Here is a 14,630-nt window from a genome sequence, read left to right on the forward strand (position 1 = left end):
CCATCTGACATGCCGATGGGGCCGAGCCGTCCGGCTCGGCCCCATCGGGGTGGCAATGCGTCAGGGCATGGGGTTGTCCGGCGGAGTGACGGGCATGGGGTTGTCCAGCGGGGCGACGGGCATCGGGTTGTCCAGCGGCGCGACGGGCATCGGGTTGTCGGCCAGGGCCGGGCTCGCGGCTGCGGCGGTTACGCCGAGCATCAGGGCGATCGTGGCGAGGGTCTTCTTGGTGCGGGTCATCTCGGCTCCTGTGGGGGAGGGGACTTCCGAACAACAAGTGACGCTAGCGGTACAAGGGGCGATTGTTCGATGGGTTCGAACGGTTCGCGCCATGGATTGGCCCGAACCGGCGCCGGACAGACCTCGGCCGCGGTGGCTCCCCCTCCGCGCCACCGCGGCCGATCCCCGTTGGGATGGAAGGCTCTACTTGTTGTCCAGGCCCAGCGCGGGCGGAGCCGGCGCGTGGCTGTCCAGCGTGGTGATCGTCTCCTTGGGCGGCGCGGGCGCGTGGCTGTCCATGGTGGTGACGGTGTCCTCACCGGGCGCGGGCGCGTGGCTGTCGTCCGGAGTGACGACGACGTCCTTGTTCGGCGGCGCGGGCGCGTGGCTGTCCTGGGTGGTGATGTCCTCGTTCTTCTCGGCATCGCTCATGGTTGAGAACTCCCATGGAATTGAAGGTTTTCGGAAGAGAACGCCCGCTCGGCAACTCCCCCGAGGGTCGCCGAGCGGGCGTTCCGGGGCCGCTCACGATATCTGTGAGGCCCATGCCGATCCGTCTGCCCCCCGACGCGACGGGTCGATGAACCGAAGACTGGCACCTGCCCATAAACGTTCGATGAACGCCGCTCATTGCCAGGTCAGGCCGCTGCGACGGGCGTAAGAAGGCCACGCAGCTCGGCGGCCTCGGGTGCCCCTGCCTCCTGGTGGATGGTGAGCGCCTCGTTCCAGCAGGCCCGCGCGCGGTCCGCCTGTCCGAGGCCGTCGAGTGACCTGCCGAGGAGCGTCAGTACGTTCGCGCGCATCCAGTCGCCGCCGATACAACCCGTGCTGAGAGCCTGCTCGGCGTGCTGTGCGGCCTGGGCCGGCCTGCGCGCCGCGAGGTGCACCTGGGCAATGCGGAAGTGGGTGGTCCCTTCCCACAGGCGCTGCCGGTTCTCGACGAAGATCTTGAGTGCTTCGGCCAGCTGCTCCAAGGCCTCGGTTCGGCGTCCAGCGTGGCCGAAGGCGATCCCGAGGGCGTATCTTGCGTTGGCGAGCCGGACGGTCAGCCCCAACTCGTCGTAGATAGAGATGCCTTGCTGGACGAGTTCAATGCCCGCGGCCGTACGGTCCATCGAGACAAGCACCCGTGAGAGATTGCACAGGGCGCTTGCTTCACCCGGGCGGTTGCCGTCGGCACGGAAGGCGTCGATCGCGTTGAGGAGATGGGCTTCGCCGGCCGCGTGCTCGTTCTTGCAGATGGCAATGATGCCCAGCTCATTGGGTGCGTTGCCGCTGGTCCACGGGTCGTTGGCGGCCTGGCCGAGTGCGGTGGCCTGCTCGGCTTCTTCGGCCGCTTCGTCGAAACGGCCCGCCGTGCTGAGTACCTGGGTGAGCGTGACCCGGGCACGCCCCGCGGCATGGGAGTCTCCCAGAGCGTCCGCGGCATCCCGTGCGGCCCTCGTCGCGACTTCATAGGTCAACGAACTGGCACCGGACTCCGTCAAGTCCTTCGCGGCCAGGAGGAGGTCAACGCCCCGCCGCAATGTCTCCGCTCCCAACGACTGCTGCACACAGGCCAAGATGGAAGCCGCCTCCGAATGCAGCCAATCCAGCGCTTTCCCGTCGTCGTTGAACTCCTGACCCGCCTGATGGGTCACCTCGAGGTGATCCACGGTGCGGTCGCCGGGCCGTTCTATCGCGTACACGCGGGCCGCCGTGGCCAGATAGAAGTCCAGCAACCGCGACATCGCCGCCGCCCGCTCGCCCGGTGGCTGTTCGTCTCTCTCGGCGCACGCACGCGCGTAGAGCCGGACCAGGTCGTGGTAGCGGTAGCGGCCGGGCGCGGCCGACTCCAGGAGTGAGGTGTCGACGAGGGATTCCAGCAGGTCCTCGGTCTCGTCGACCGGAAGGTCCAGCGCTGCCGCGGCCGCGGCCAGCGAGATGTCCGGGCCGTCCGCCAGCCCGAGCAGCCGGAACGCGCGGGCCTGGGCGGGCTCCAGTTGCCCGTAGCCGAGCTCGAAGGTCGCCTTCACGGCCAGGTCGCCCGCCTGGAGTTCGTCCAGCCGGCGTCGTTCGTCGGCGAGCTTCGCCGCGAGGACCGAGACCGTCCAGGTACGCCGGGCCGCCAGGCGGGAGGCGGCGATCCTGATCGCCAGCGGCAGGAATCCGCACGCCGCCACCACGTCCAGCGCCGACTCGCGTTCCGAGGCCACCCGCTCCTCGCCCACGATCTTGGTGAAGAGCTGGAGCGCCTCCTCCGGCGACATGACGTCCAGGTCGACGAGATGGGCCCCGGCCAGGTCGACCATCCGCACCCGCGACGTCACCAGCGCCGCGCACCCTTCCATGCCGGGCAGCAGGGGGCGTACCTGGGCCGCGTCCCGGGCGTTGTCCAGCAGCACCAGGACCCGGCGGCCGTCCAGGGTGGAGCGGTAGAGGGCCGCCCGCTCCTCCAGGGAGTCCGGTATCGCCGCGTCGGCGGTGCCCAGGGCGCGCAGGAAGGAGCCGAGGACCGTCTCGGGCGCGACCGCCCGCGCGCCCGCTCCTTGCAGGTCCACGTAGAGCTGTCCGTCCGGGAAGGCGTTCCGCGCCCGGTGTGCGACATGGACGGCCAGCGTCGTCTTGCCCACGCCGCCGATGCCCGCCAGCGCCGACACCGCCATCACCCGGCCCTCGGACGCCGACGCCGCCGCCAGCACATCGCTCAGCTCGGACACGAAGGACGTCCGGCCGGTGAAGTCCGAGACACTGGCGGGGAGTTGGGCCGGGCGCACCGGGCCGGCAGCGGTCTCGGTCGCCAGCGGGGCCGAGGGCTCCGCGAGGCCCGGGTCCGCCTGGAGGATGCGCTGCTGGAGTTCCTGCAGACCGGGCCGCGGGTCCACGCCCAGCTCGTCCGCCAGCAGCCGCCGGGTGTCCGCGTAGGCGGCAAGTGCCTCCGCCTGCCGACCTGAGCGGTACAGCGCCAGCATCAGCAGCTCGCGCAGCCGTTCCCGCAGGGGATGGGCGGCGGTGAGCGCGGTGAGTTCGGAGATCGCCTCCGCGTGGCAGCCCTGTTCCAGGTCCATGTCCAGCCGGGACTCGATGAGTTGGAGCCGCCACTCCTCCAGGCGGGCGCGCTGGGTCTCCGCGTACGGACCCGGGACACTCGCCAGGACCTCCCCGTCCCACAGGCTCAGCGCCTTGTTCAGCAGGGCGCGCGCATGGCACAGGTCGCCCGTCGTCTTCGCCTTCTCCGCGTCGGCCGCCAGCTCCTGGGCCAGTGCGAGGTCCAGCGAAGCGCCCACGCCGGACTCGTCGGTGAGCCGGACGGCGTACCCGCCCGACTCGCTGACCAGCACACCGGGGGAGAGGACCTTCCTCAACCGCGACGCATACGTCCGCACCGCCGCCAACGCCTGCGAAGGCGGCTCCTCCCCCCCACAACGCGTCGATCAGCTCGCCCGCCGTCGCCGTGCGCCCCTCGCGGAGCAGCAGGGCCGCCAGCAGGGCACGTTGTTGAGGGGACCCGGTGGGCAAGGAATCCGCCCCACGCCAGGCGCGCACCGGGCCGAGCACGCTGAAGCGGAGCGCCGCCGAACCATCGGGACGCCACTGCTCCGGTACTCGCGGTACACCGTCCATCGCTGCCCCCTGCCGAAACGTCATGACAACCAGGCCAGTTTGCCTTGTTCATGGCGGATGCGTCAGCCGTGGGAGATACCGATCACAGGCCGCCGTGCCGAGTCGCGCAAGCCCTCACAAGGCCCACACCCCCTCCCCGCAACCCCATGACGAGGTTCCCGCATTCCAGAGAGCCGCCGCACGATAGCTGACGGGCCGTCAGATCGGCGCTACCGTAAACCATATGGAGACCTTCCCGAAGATCATCTCGGTGGACGACCACACGGTGGAGCCCCCCAACGTCTGGCGGGACCGGCTCCCGTCGCAGTACCGGGACCGGGGCCCGCGCATCGTCCGCGCCCCGCTCAAGGAAATGACCTTCCTGGGCGGCAAGTTCGCCCCGGTCATGGGAAACCCCGGGGACGACGGCCCGATCGGCGACTGGTGGGTCTACGAGGACCTGCACCGCCCCCTCACCCGTCTCGACACCGCCGTCGGATACGACAGGGACGAGATCAAACTCGAAGTCATCACCTACGAGCAGATGCGCCCGGGGTCCTACGACGTCCCGCAGCGCCTGGCCGACATGGACGTCAACCACGTCCAGTCCGCCCTCTGCTTCCCCACCTTCCCCCGCTTCTGCGGCCAGACCTTCACCGAGGCCAAGGACCGGGAGCTGGGGCTCCTCTCGGTGCGCGCCTACAACGACTGGATGGTCGACGAGTGGTGCGGCCCCGATGCCGCGGGCCGCCTGATACCGCTCACCCTCATACCCCTGTGGGACGCGGAACTCGCCGCGCGGGAGGTGCGGCGCAACGCCGCCCGCGGGGTACGGGCCGTCGCCTTCTCCGAGATACCTCCGCACCTCGGACTGCCCTCCGTTCATACGGACGAGTGGGATCCGTTCCTCGCCGCCTGCGACGAGACCGGCACCGTCATCGCCATGCACATCGGGTCGAGCAGCCGGATGCCCTCCACCTCCGCCGACGCCCCGCCGGCCGTCGGCTCCACCATCACCTTCGCCAACTGCTGCTTCTCGATGGTCGACTGGCTGATGAGCGGCAAGTTCGAGCGCTTCCCGAACCTCAAGGTCATGTACGCGGAGGGCCAGATCGGCTGGATCCCGTACATCCTCGAACGCGCCGATGTGGTCTGGGAGGAGAACCGCGGCTGGGGCGGCGTCGCCGACAAGGTCCACCGGCCGCCGTCCGAACTCTTCACCGAGCACGTCTACGGCTGCTTCTTCGACGACGCCTTCGGGCTGAAGAACCTCGACGCCATCGGCGTGGGCAATGTGCTGTACGAGACCGACTACCCCCACTCCGACTCCACCTGGCCCAAGTCGCGGGAGGTCGGGGAGGCGCAGATGGGCCACCTGGACGCGGACGTCGTCGACCGGATCGTACGGCGCAACGCGATCGAGCTCCTGGGGCTGACCGAGGACGGCCTGTGGGCCGGACCGGGCGGTGCCCGTTGAGCGCCTCCCTCAGCAACACAGACCCCAGCAACACGTCCTTCACCTACGGGATCCAGCTTCCCGTCCAGTCCCAGAGCACCCTCTACGCGGAGGCGTGGGAGGCGGACGCGGGTCCCGGCGACCTCGTCGAGATCGCCCGCACCGCCGACCGCTCCGGCTTCGACTACATCGCGAGCTGCGACCACGTCGCCATCCCGCGCCGCCTCGCCTCCGCGATGAGCACGGTCTGGTACGACCCGGTCGCCACCCTCGGCTTCCTGGCCGGAGTCACCGAGCGCGTACGGCTGTTGAGCCATGTCGCGGTCGTCGGGCTGCGGCACCCGCTGCTCACCGCCAAGCAGTACGCGACCCTCGACCACCTGAGCGGAGGGCGCCTGATCCTCGGGGTCGGCGCCGGACACGTACAGGAGGAGTTCGAGGTGCTCGGGGTGGACTTCGAGCGGCGCGGGGCCGTGCTCGACGAGTGCGTCGACGCGCTGCGGGCCGCGCTCGGGCCCGATGAATTCCCCACCCACCACGGGAAGTTGTACGACTTCGAGGGGCTCGGGCAGCAGCCGAGGCCCGCGCAGGAACGGGTGCCCGTCTGGGTCGGCGGGTCCTCGCCCGCCGCCGTCCGGCGGGCCGCGGTCAGGGGCGACGGGTGGCTGCCGCAGGGGGACCCGCGGGAGCGGCTGCCCGAGCAGATCGCCCGGGTCCGACGGCTGAGGGAGGAGGCGGGGGTCGTCGAGCCCCTCGTCGTCGGCGCGATCACCGAGCCGCTGTACGTGGGGGAGCCGGGGTGGAGCGTGGGGCGTCGCACTCTCAGCGGGACCCCCGAGGCGCTCGCCGAGTCGCTGCGCGCGTACCGGGCGATGGGGGTGCACCAGATCCAGGTACGGTTCCGCAGCCGGAGCCGCACCGAACTCACCGACCAGATGGCCGCGTTCGGCGCCGAGGTCGCCCCGCTGTTCTAGACCGTTGTTGTAACCGCTGTTCCAGGCCGCTGTTGTAGGTCGCTCTGGGGAACCTGTCTGACAGCCAGACAGTTCTTTCTTGAAACTTCGAACAAAGTCCGCCCGTGCCGCGTATGTAAGGCCGCGTATGTAAGGACGTCATGGCCACGGCGGAAGGACACGCGAAGTGCGATCCCCCCAGCACGTCCGAACCTCCCAGCACAGCGACCGGCACACCGAGCAGCACAGCACCGAGCGCGTCGGCCCCACCGTTCCGGAATGCGTCACCGTGCCATTCGGTACCGCTGACCCGGTCAGTACCGCTGACCCAGTCAGTACCGCTGACCCGGTCAGCGCCAATGCCCCGGTCAGTACCACTGATCCAGTCGGCGCCACCGCTCCAGCGGTCCCCTCCCGCAAGCTGTTCGTCGCGCTCGCCTGTGCCGACGCCGACTGGCCGTACGAGGACTGGCCGGCCCCGGACGATCCGTACGTGGGCCGGGCGCTGCCCGTGTCCCCGCCCTACCGCGCGCTCCGGGAAAGCCCGTTGGAGGGCGCGGTGGACGTCGTCGTTCTCCGCTGCCAGGATCCGGCGGTCGCCTTCCCGGAACTGCTGAGGGCCATGGGCGCGATGAGTGCCCCGGTGGTCGTCGTCAGCCCCCGGCGGGACTGCGAGACGGTGGTCGAGGTGTTCCGGGGCGGCGCGGGCTATCTGGTCGACGGCGACTACTGCATCACCATGCTGTCCTCGGCGGTCATGGCCGCCGCGGTCGGCCACGCCTACCTCTCGCCCACCGCGTGCACCGCCCTGCGGGAGGCCGCCGCGCGGATGCCGCGCGGCGGGGAGGCGACGGAGCGGATGCGCTCGCTGCTCTCGCCCCGGGAGCGGGAGATCATGGAACTGCTCGCGACCGGCCTGGGCGCACAGGAGATCGGCGTGAGATTAGGGCTGAGCGAGAAGACCGTCCGCAACAACCTCAGCAACATCTACGCCAAGCTGGACGCCCGGGGGAGTACGGAAGCCGTCCTGAAGTGGCTGGGGGCGGCCCTCCCGATTCGCGTATGAGAACGAGCCGTTCGGGCGTGGGAACGGCTTGGATTCGTTGGTTCGTGTGTGGGATCGAGCCCTCCGTGTATCCGTACCGGGGGGCTCGATCCCGCTTTCACCCGTCTGTCGGGACCGGCTGCTATTACTGCGATACCTCCGACAGCGGGATTTCGACGTCGGTGACATTCGCGCCACCCTCACCGAATCCGGGTTCGGCGCGAACACTGCCCTCGCTGTTGATGATTCCGTCGGCCTGCGGTGTGCCGCACTGCACATTGCGCAGCCAGAGGCGGCCGTCGGGTGCTCCGCTGGCCAGAAGCTGCGGATAGAAGACGTGGACGGTGGCGGCTCCCTCGCTGGGCGAGAAGAACACCTTCTGGCCGTCCTGGGCCTCTTTGTAGGTGGCCCGCAGGAATCCGCTCACATCGGTGCGCTTGTGGGACCACATGAAGAAGGCGATGTGGTCCGCCTTCACCGTGTCGCTTCTGGTGAAGGAGAAGGAGGAGGTGGTGTCGTCGCGCTTGAGGTTGATTTCCGTGCTGCTGAACTTGCCGCCGATCTCGAAGATCGAGTTCCCGAGTTTCACGCCGCCGTCGACGACGGATCCGTCCCCCAGCTGGATGACCCTGGTCACGGCCGCTGATCCGCTGAATGTCTTCGTCGCGGTGGAGGTGATTCCGCAGTTGTCGGTCACGCTGGTGACCCGCTCGTTGGGGCCGAGACTGTTGACCTTGTTCTGGACGTCGACGAACTCGCAGTTCTCCAGTTTGTCCGAGTCCGTACGGCAGTCCGCGGCCACCTCGTCGGCGGTGGCGGCGCCCGCGCTGTACATCAGCGGGACGGCCAGCCCGAGGGCGGCGAGCGGCGCCAGGGCGACAACGATGCGCTTCTTCTTGCTCCGGTGGCTTCCGCCGCGGCCGGTGCGTGTCATGGTGTTTCTCCTGTACAGGGAGGGGGGAAGGCTTCCGAGGTGGTGCGCCGGGGTAGTGGGCCGGGGCGGTGCTCCGGGTGGTACTCGGAGTGGTCCGAGGTCCCGGTCCCGGCTCAGCAGTCGGTGAACACGGCCTTGGAGACGCCGTCCGCGAGTCCGGGCGCGCCCGCGGCCCCCGGCTGGATGAACGGCCCCTCGACGACCTCCTCCGCCTCGAAGTTCTGCTCGGGTGAGGGGTTCACGGCGAAGCTGCCCGGGTCGGCGTCGATGCGTACCTTCCACACGCCGGTCATGCGCTGCATCTTCGGCGTGAACGTCACGTGCATGACCTTGCCGACGGGGACTTCCCGCTGTTCCGACTCCGTGGCGGTGGCCGTCTTGATGGTCATGTCCATCGAGCTCTTGTGCTTCTGCCAGGCGCCGCTCAGGAATCCGAAGAGGCCGCCGCCGGCGCCCTGTTGTGTCTCGATGTACTTGCCCTCGCCCTGACCGATCGCCTGCGAGAACTCGGTGGTCACCTTGGACGGATCGGTGGCGTTCGGCTCGCAGTTCGGGAAATCGACCGTGACCTTTTCCGTGGGACCGTCGAAGGTCTCGAAGTTCGTCTCGACGAACTCGCAGTTGTCGGCCTGGAAACCGTCGGCGAAGGCGCCTCCGAAATCCTCGACCGACCGCTTTTCGCCGTTGACCACCGCGGACCTTTCGCACATCTGCATGATCTGCTCGGGCGTCTTCTCGTCGGCGGCGTTGGCCGACGGAAGCATCACGGTGGCGACAGCCGCACCGGTCACGAGTGAAGCCCCGATCGCCACGTACCGGACCTTCTTGTTCCTGAAGCGCCTCTTGGCCATGCCCAGCTCTCCTTGGGGTTTCCTTTGCCTTTTGATTGAGGATTATTGGGGTTCCGCGAGAGGGGCCGACAGAGTCAAATGTCCCTACTCGTCGGTCACTTGAGATCGCAAACGCAAGCACCCTCCCTTGGTCTGACGCATCGTCAGATCCAGCGGTACGCTGACCTCGGCCAATGCACCGCGAAGGGAGTCCACATGGGCAAGCTCGACGGACGTGTCGTCCTCGTCACAGGCGCCGCACGCGGCCAGGGGGAGCAGGAGGCCCGGCTGTTCAGGGAGGAAGGGGCCGACGTCGTGGTCGCCGACGTCCTGGACGGCCAGGGCGAGACCTTCGCCAAGGAGATAGGCGCGCTCTACGTCCACCTCGATGTGAGCCGGGAGGCCGACTGGGCGGCTGCGGTCGCCGCCGCGAAGGAGGCGTACGGGAAGATCGACGGGCTGGTGAACAACGCGGGCATCCTGCGCTTCAACTCCCTGGTCGACACGCCCCTCGACGAGTTCATGCAGGTCGTGCAGGTGAACCAGGTCGGCGTCTTCCTCGGCATCAAGATCCTGGCCCCCGAGATCGAGGCGGCCGGCGGCGGGACCATCGTCAACACCGCCTCGTACACCGGGGTGACCGGTATGGCGTACGTCGGCGCGTACAGCGCGACCAAGCACGCGATCGTCGGCCTCACGCGGGTGGCCGCGCTGGAACTGGCCCCCAAGGGCATCCGCGTCAACGCCGTCTGCCCGGGTGCCATCGACACCGCGATGAGCAACCCGGCCCTGCTCGATCCGGCGGCGGACGCCGAGGCGTCCTCGGCCGGCGTCGAACGGCTCTACCGCAAGCTCGTGCCGATGGGTCGGATCGGGAAGCCCGAGGAGGTCGCCCGGCTCGCCCTCTTCCTCTCCTCGGAGGACTCCTCGTACATCACCGGACAGCCGTTCGTGATCGACGGGGGCTGGCTGGCGGGCGTGAGCGTCATGTGACGGTCCATCAGGTATTGACGCCTCGCGGGCGCGGTGCAACAGTCGGCGGCAGATGGATCTGACGGTGCGTCAGGTTCGGCAGGATGACGGACAGGGGACGGTGAACCTCCTTGGAATTCGGGCTCTTTGTACAGGGATACGTGGGCAAGCGGGCCGAGACCGATCCGCTCGCGGAGCACAAGGCGCTGATGGAGGAGACCGAGTACGTCATCCAGGCGGACAAGTCCGGCTTCAAGTACGCGTGGGCGTCCGAGCACCACTTCCTGGAGGAGTACTCCCACCTCTCCGCCAACGACGTCTTCCTCGGCTATCTCGCGCACGCGACCGAGCGGATCCACCTCGGGTCGGGCATCTTCAACCCGCTCGCCCAGGTCAACCACCCCGTGAAGGTCGCCGAGAAGGTCGCCATGCTCGACCATCTCACCGAGAACCGCTTCGAGTTCGGCAGCGGACGCGGCGCCGGTTCGCACGAGATCCTCGGCTTCCTCCCCGGCATCACCGACATGAACTACACCAAGGAGATCTGGGAAGAGACCATCGCCGAGTTCCCCAAGATGTGGCTCCAGGACGAGTACGTCGGCTTCCAGGGCAAGCACTGGCAGCTCCCTCCGCGCAAGGTCCTGCCCAAGCCGTACGGGAAGTCGCACCCCGCGATGTGGTACGCCGCCGGGTCGCCGCCCTCGTACTCCATGGCCGCCCGCAAGGGGCTCGGAGTGCTCGGCTTCAGCGTGCAGAAGGTCTCCGACATGGAGTGGGTGCTTGAGCAGTACAAGACCGCGGTGGTGGAGGCGGAGCCGATCGGGGACTTCGTCAACGACAACGTGATGGTGACGACGACCGCGATCTGCGCGCCCACGCACGACGAGGCGATACGGATCGCCGTGGGCGGCGGGCTGCACTATCTGCCGTCGCTGGTGTTCAGGTACCACGACACGTTCCCCCGGCCCGAGGGGTTCCCCGTGTGGCCGGAGACGCTGCCCGAGTACAACGAGGAGTTCATCGAACTGCTCATCGCCGAGGAGCTGTTGATCTGCGGGGACCCGGACGAGGTGCTCACGCAGTGCAAGCGGTGGGAGCAGGCGGGGGCCGACCAATTGTCATTTGGCCTGCCGGTCGGGGTGCCCAAGGAGGAGACGCTTCAGACGATCAGGCTGATCGGGGAGCACGTGATTCCGAAGATCGATACGGATCCTGTGCATCGGACCAGCCGTTTCCGGCAGGCCGTGTGAGGGGTTCGTTCTCGGGTGCGGGTTCGTTGCGGCTGGGCGCGCAGTTCCCCGCGCCCCTGGGTAAGTGCGCCCCGCCGTAAGCCAGAAGGCTCAGGGAGAGAAGGGTTTCGTCGTGCTTGACCATCTGATCAAAGGCGTGACCGTTGTCGATGGGTCGGGTGGGCCCGCCTTTATCGCCGATGTGGGGATACGGGACGGGCGGATCGCCGTCATCGGTGACGTCACCGAACCGGCTCGTACGACGGAGGACGCTTCCGGGCTCGTACTGGCGCCGGGGTTCGTGGATCCCCACACCCACTACGACGCGCAGCTGTTCTGGGACCCGTATGCGACGCCCTCGCTCAACCACGGGGTGACGACGGTGGCCGGAGGCAACTGCGGATTCACCCTCGCCCCCTTGAATCCGGCGCGGCCCGAAGACGCCGACTACACACGGCGGATGATGTCCAAGGTCGAGGGGATGTCGCTGGTCGCGTTGGAGGAGGGGGCGCCGTGGAGCTGGAGTTCCTTCGGGGAGTATCTGGATGCCCTGGAGGGGCGGATCGCGGTCAACGCGGGCTTCATGGTGGGGCATTGCGCGCTCAGGCGGTATGTGATGGGCCCGGATGCCGTCGGAGGGCAGCCCTCGCCCGAGCAGTTGGAGGAGATGCTCGCTCTCTTCCATGACGCGATGGAGTCCGGTGCCTGGGGGCTGTCCACCACACAGTCCTCCACCCACTCCGACGGGGACGGCAAGCCCGTCGCCTCGCGGCACGCGAAGCCGGCCGAACTGCTCGCGCTCTCCCAGGCGGTGGGCGATCACGAGGGCACGCAGATCGAGGCCATCGTGGCGGGCTGTCTCGACCAGTTCAGCGACGACGAGATCGATCTGTTCGTGGAGATGAGCGCGGCGGCGGGCCGTCCGCTGAACTGGAACGTCCTGACGATCGACGCCGCCGTTCCCGAGCGCGTGCCGCGTCAGCTGGCGGCAAGCGAGCGGGCCCGTAAGGCCGGTGGGCGGATCGTGGCGCTCACGATGCCGATCCTCACGCCGATGAACATGTCGCTGGGGACCTTCTGCGCGCTGAACCTGATACCCGGGTGGGGCGAGGTGCTCGGCCTTCCCGTGCCCGAGCGGATCGCGAAGCTGCGGGACCCCGCGGTCCGTCGCGAGATGCTGCGGCGGGCCGACTCCAAGGAGGCGGGCGTCTTCCGGCGCCTCGCCGACTTCGGGCGGTACGTCATCGGCGACACCTACAGCGCGGAGAACGAGGGGCTCACCGGACGGGTCGTACGGGACATCGCGGCCGAGCGCGGCCAGGAGCCCTTCGAGTGCATCATCGAGATCTGCGCCAACGACGGTATGCGTACGGTCCTTTGGCCCATGCCGACCGACAACGACCCCGACTCGTGGTCGCTGCGGCAGGAGACGTGGCGGCACGAGGACGTGATGCTCGGCGGCTCGGACGCGGGCGCCCATCTGGACCGGATGTGCGGGGCGCCGTACACGACCCGCTTCATCGGGGACTGTCTGCGGGGCCGGAAGCTCACGACCCTTGAGCAGGCCGTGAAGATGCTCACGGACGACCCGGCGCGGCTCTTCGGACTGCGTGAGCGCGGACGGATCGTGGAGGGTTTCCATGCGGACCTCGTGCTCTTCGACCCGGACCGCATCGACGCCGGCAAGGCCACCCTGGTGCACGACCTGCCGGGAGACAGCCCGCGCCTCGACTCGAAGGCGATCGGCATAACGGCCGTGTGGGTCAACGGAGTCGAGGCGATACGGGGTGACGTGGTGTCCGGGGCCGTTCCGGGCAAGGTCCTGCGATCGGGCCGGGACACGCGAACGGTGAGCACGAAGTGACGCGACGACGACGTTGGCCACGGTGACGGCGGGTGTTGGGGGACAGGTGACGGACGGGCAGCGGCTGTTCATCGGGGGCTCGTGGGTGGAGCCGGACGGCGGCCACTACGAGGTGATCGACCCGGCGACCGAGGATGTCGTCGGGCCGGCTCCGGAGGCCTCGCGGGATCAGGTGCACGAGGCCGCCGCCGCGGCTCGCGAGGCCTTCCGGTCATGGTCGCGCACGACGCCCGAGGAACGGGCCGCGGTCCTGCACCGGGCGGCCGAGGAGATCCGGCGCAACCTCGTCCCGTACGCCGAACTGGCCCAGGCCGAGACCGGCGCCACGACCGGCACCGCGCGCGGGATGCAGGTGGGTGTCGGGGCGGCCCGTTTCCAGCGGTACGCGCGCGTGGAGCCCGCCGAGGAGCCGTTGCCGCCGCAGATCAACGAGGCGGGCCCGTTCGGCAAGGCTGCGGTGATGGGCGCCCTCGCCGTGCGCCAGCCCGTCGGCGTGGTCACCTGCATCACCTCGTACAACAACCCCTGGGCGAACCCGGCCGGCAAGATCGCCCCGGCGCTCGCGATGGGCAACACGGTCGTCGTGAAGCCCGCGCCGCAGGACCCGCTCTCCGTGTACCGGATGGCCCAGGCGCTGGAGGCCGCGGGTGTGCCGCCCGGGGTCGTGAACGTCGTCAGCGGTTCGCGTGCCGAGGTCGGCGAGGCGGCCGTCGACTCGGACGACGTCGACATGGTGAGCTTCACCGGTTCGACGGCCGTCGGGCGGCGTATCGCCGAGGTGTGCGGGCGCGGTATGAAGCGGCAGTTGATGGAGCTGGGCGGCAAGGGCGCGGCGGTCGTCTTCGACGACGCGGACCTGGAGTCGGCGGTCCGGGGCATCGGAACCACCTTCTCGTTCTACAGCGGACAGATCTGCACGGCTCCGACGAGGGTGCTCGCGCAGAGGCCTGTGTACGACCGGCTGGTGTCCCAACTGGCTGCGTACGCCGGCTATTTGAAGGTGGGGGATCCGCGGGCCGAGGGCACGGTCGTCGGCCCGGTCATCTCCGCCGCGCACCGGGACCGGATCGAGTCGTACGTCGAACTGGGGCGGAAGGAGGGGGCGCGGGTGGTCGCGGGCGGTGAACGGCCGCCGTCCGACCGGGGGTTCTACGTCGCCCCGACCCTCCTCGCCGACTGCACGCCCGACATGCGGGTCGTCCGCGAGGAGATCTTCGGGCCGGTCGTCGTGGTCCTCCCCTTCGACGACGAGGAGGAGGCCGTCGCCCTCGCCAACGACAGCGACTACGGCCTCATCGACTACGTCTGGTCCGGCGACGTCGCCCGCGCCTTCCGCGTGGCCCGGCAGCTGCGGGCGGGCGGCGTCGGCGTCAACACGGTGGGCCGCAACATGGAGGCGCCGTTCGGCGGCTTCAAGCAGAGCGGGGTGGGCCGCGACGTCGGCTCGTACGCCCTGCACGCGTACTCGGAACTCCAGTCACTGGTGTGGCCGGGCTGACCAGTTCTCGCCCCCGCCGCCCCTACCCGTCCCGTCCCTGGGGGCTGC

The 14,630-nt window shown here is 69.1% G+C and carries 11 protein-coding genes and 1 pseudogene; 7 read left to right on the forward strand and 5 right to left on the reverse strand.

The window, feature by feature from the left end; all coding sequences use genetic code 11:
* Positions 1–60 precede the first annotated feature (60 nt).
* The 3 genes and pseudogenes from AOK17_RS11920 to afsR form a co-directional block, all read right to left on the reverse strand.
* Positions 61–240 carry a hypothetical protein gene (locus tag AOK17_RS11920; protein WP_055612377.1) on the reverse strand — a complete coding sequence of 60 codons (180 nt, stop codon included), beginning with the start codon at positions 238–240 and terminating at the stop codon, positions 61–63.
* Between the two features lie 183 nt (positions 241–423).
* The gene (afsS, locus tag AOK17_RS11925; protein ID WP_055612378.1) at positions 424–651 is read right to left on the reverse strand and encodes a regulatory protein AfsS; all 228 of its coding nucleotides are present in this window, start codon (positions 649–651) and stop codon (positions 424–426) included.
* Positions 652–857: 206 nt separating this feature from the next.
* Positions 858–3,822, reverse strand: a pseudogene (gene afsR / locus AOK17_RS11930) (SARP-family global regulator AfsR).
* A 223-nt stretch (positions 3,823–4,045) separates the two neighbouring features.
* On the opposite strand from afsR, the gene AOK17_RS11935 reads away from it, so the two are divergent.
* The 3 genes from AOK17_RS11935 (at position 4,046) to AOK17_RS11945 (ending at position 7,276) form a co-directional block, all read left to right on the forward strand.
* Positions 4,046–5,278 carry an amidohydrolase family protein gene (locus tag AOK17_RS11935; protein ID WP_055612379.1) on the forward strand — a complete coding sequence of 411 codons (1,233 nt, stop codon included), beginning with the start codon at positions 4,046–4,048 and terminating at the stop codon, positions 5,276–5,278.
* Entirely contained in the window at positions 5,275–6,231 is a 957-nt protein-coding gene (locus AOK17_RS11940; RefSeq protein ID WP_055612386.1) for an LLM class F420-dependent oxidoreductase, read from the forward strand. Before AOK17_RS11935 ends, AOK17_RS11940 begins: the two co-directional genes overlap by 4 nt.
* A 166-nt stretch (positions 6,232–6,397) precedes the next feature.
* The gene (locus AOK17_RS11945; RefSeq protein WP_079052951.1) at positions 6,398–7,276 is read left to right on the forward strand and encodes a LuxR C-terminal-related transcriptional regulator; all 879 of its coding nucleotides are present in this window, start codon (positions 6,398–6,400) and stop codon (positions 7,274–7,276) included.
* A gap of 124 nt (positions 7,277–7,400) precedes the next feature.
* Here the strand turns inward: AOK17_RS11945 and AOK17_RS11950 are convergent, their stop codons facing one another.
* Both AOK17_RS11950 and AOK17_RS11955 read right to left on the reverse strand, forming a co-directional pair.
* Positions 7,401–8,189, reverse strand: coding sequence for a hypothetical protein (locus AOK17_RS11950; protein WP_055612380.1), 789 nt, complete (start codon positions 8,187–8,189; stop codon positions 7,401–7,403).
* Positions 8,190–8,302: 113 nt separating this feature from the next.
* On the reverse strand, positions 8,303–9,040 hold the full coding sequence (locus tag AOK17_RS11955) for a hypothetical protein (RefSeq protein WP_206190733.1): 738 nt from the start codon (positions 9,038–9,040) through the stop codon (positions 8,303–8,305).
* Between the two features lie 195 nt (positions 9,041–9,235).
* Here AOK17_RS11955 and AOK17_RS11960 point away from each other — a divergent pair, with 195 nt between their 5' ends.
* The 4 genes from AOK17_RS11960 (at position 9,236) to AOK17_RS11975 (ending at position 14,582) form a co-directional block, all read left to right on the forward strand.
* Positions 9,236–10,012 carry an SDR family NAD(P)-dependent oxidoreductase gene (locus AOK17_RS11960; protein WP_055612381.1) on the forward strand — a complete coding sequence of 259 codons (777 nt, stop codon included), beginning with the start codon at positions 9,236–9,238 and terminating at the stop codon, positions 10,010–10,012.
* A 110-nt stretch (positions 10,013–10,122) separates the two neighbouring features.
* Positions 10,123–11,241 (forward strand): LLM class flavin-dependent oxidoreductase, encoded by a 1,119-nt coding sequence (locus AOK17_RS11965; protein WP_079052952.1) that lies wholly within the window; start codon positions 10,123–10,125, stop codon positions 11,239–11,241.
* A gap of 112 nt (positions 11,242–11,353) precedes the next feature.
* Entirely contained in the window at positions 11,354–13,084 is a 1,731-nt protein-coding gene (locus AOK17_RS11970; protein ID WP_055612383.1) for an amidohydrolase family protein, read from the forward strand.
* Between the two features lie 46 nt (positions 13,085–13,130).
* Entirely contained in the window at positions 13,131–14,582 is a 1,452-nt protein-coding gene (locus AOK17_RS11975; RefSeq protein WP_079052953.1) for an aldehyde dehydrogenase family protein, read from the forward strand.
* Positions 14,583–14,630: the final 48 nt, after the last annotated feature.

The sequence above is a fragment of the Streptomyces phaeochromogenes genome, from assembly GCF_001418655.1.
Classification (GTDB): Bacteria; Actinomycetota; Actinomycetes; order Streptomycetales; family Streptomycetaceae; genus Streptomyces; species Streptomyces phaeochromogenes.

Bases quoted from the DNA above. Each gene is read 5' to 3' on its own strand.
- AOK17_RS11920 (WP_055612377.1), bottom strand. From the start codon at position 240: ATGACCCGCACCAAGAAGACCCTCGCCACGATCGCCCTGATGCTCGGC.
- AOK17_RS11955 (WP_206190733.1), bottom strand. From the start codon at position 9,040: ATGGCCAAGAGGCGCTTCAGGAACAAGAAGGTCCGGTACGTGGCGATC.
- AOK17_RS11960 (WP_055612381.1), top strand. From the start codon at position 9,236: ATGGGCAAGCTCGACGGACGTGTCGTCCTCGTCACAGGCGCCGCACGC.
- AOK17_RS11950 (WP_055612380.1), bottom strand. From the start codon at position 8,189: ATGACACGCACCGGCCGCGGCGGAAGCCACCGGAGCAAGAAGAAGCGC.
- afsS (WP_055612378.1), bottom strand. From the start codon at position 651: ATGAGCGATGCCGAGAAGAACGAGGACATCACCACCCAGGACAGCCAC.
- AOK17_RS11935 (WP_055612379.1), top strand. From the start codon at position 4,046: ATGGAGACCTTCCCGAAGATCATCTCGGTGGACGACCACACGGTGGAG.